This is a genomic window from Stenotrophomonas sp. P5_B8, assembly GCF_054049855.1.
The window spans coordinates 1-1,210 of the sequence record NZ_JBFULO010000704.1; the positions used below are offsets into that span (position 1 = coordinate 1).

Genomic DNA, 1,210 nt, shown 5'->3' on the forward strand with positions numbered 1-1,210 from the left:
GGAGTAGCCACAGGCCGGTCGCGAAGATCATCCACGCGACGGCTACGGCAGCCTCCCACCTCGGCTGCAGATCACTGCAAGCATTAAACACTGTAATACTGAATAGACCAAAAACAAAGTACATCCCTGTGACCAAAGTGTGGCTCAGACCACCTTTGACCGCGCGCTGGTAGAGATGCTGGGTGTGGGGCTCCATCCATCTTTGCCCGGACAGCATGCGCGACAGCAGTGTGAAGCCTGCGTCCACGAGGAACGCCGTGAGCGGCACTAGCAGCAGCAACCAGTTGACCTCGGTCACCACGCTGGCCAGGCAGACCAGGGCGGCAATTGCATAGCCCAGCGCGCCGCTGCCGACATCGCCCATGAAGATCCGTGCCCGCGGGTAGTTGAATGGCAGGAACCCCAGGCACGCCAAGGCCAGGACCAGGCCGGTCAGGGCAAAGGGCGCGGGCATCACCACCGCGAAGGCCAGCCCGGCCAGGATGGCCTGGGTAGTGGCTATGCCGTTGATGCCATCCATGAAGTTCCAGATGTTGATCAACGACGTCGTGAACAGCAGCGCCAGCAGCGCCTGCCACGGATTGCCGCTGGCCTGCCACACCAGCGCGGCCACCAACGCGGCGGCGACCAGATGCACCAGCAACCGGCGGACCGCGGGCAGCGGGCGGTGATCGTCCCACCAGCCAATGCCGGCCACCAGCACCAGGCCAAGACCGAACACCAGCAACTGAAGACGTGCGCCGGGCCACGCCAGCGCAGCTACGCCCGTAGCCAGCAGCAGGGTCAGCACGATCGCGATGCCGCCCCCGCGCGGGGTGGCCACGCCATGGCTGCGGCGTTCGCCGGGCTGATCCATCAGGTTGCGGCGCAGCGCGTAATGGCGCGCACCCCAGGTGAGCGCCGCCGCGATCGCCAGCACCGCCGGCAACCCGACCATCCAGGCCACGGGCATCGCTTAGAGCACCGCGTAGTTCAGCAGCGGCTTGACCGTTCCCCATTCCTTGCAGCTGGGGCACTGCCAGTGGTGCGTACGTGCGCCGAAACCGCAACGCGTGCAGCGATAGGCCGGGTTGCGCACCAGCAGCTGGTCGGTGATGTGCTTGAGGTCATGCAGGGTCGCGGTGGCGTCCGCGCCCTCGGCCAGGGTCAGGTCGATCAGCGCCGATTCGCCACGAACCGACGGACGATCCTTGAGCTGGCGGCCGAGATA

At 66.0% G+C, this 1,210-nt stretch carries 1 protein-coding gene and 1 pseudogene; both read right to left on the bottom strand.

All coding sequences use genetic code 11. The annotated features are described in order from the left end of the window. Window positions 1–952 (bottom strand): MraY family glycosyltransferase (locus tag ACXJKH_RS20835; RefSeq protein WP_457322236.1); only part of this gene is annotated, 952 nt, incomplete at its 3' end. 3 nt (window positions 953–955) lie between these two features. Next, window positions 956–1,210, bottom strand: a pseudogene (locus ACXJKH_RS20840) (lipopolysaccharide assembly protein LapB); the annotation flags it as partial.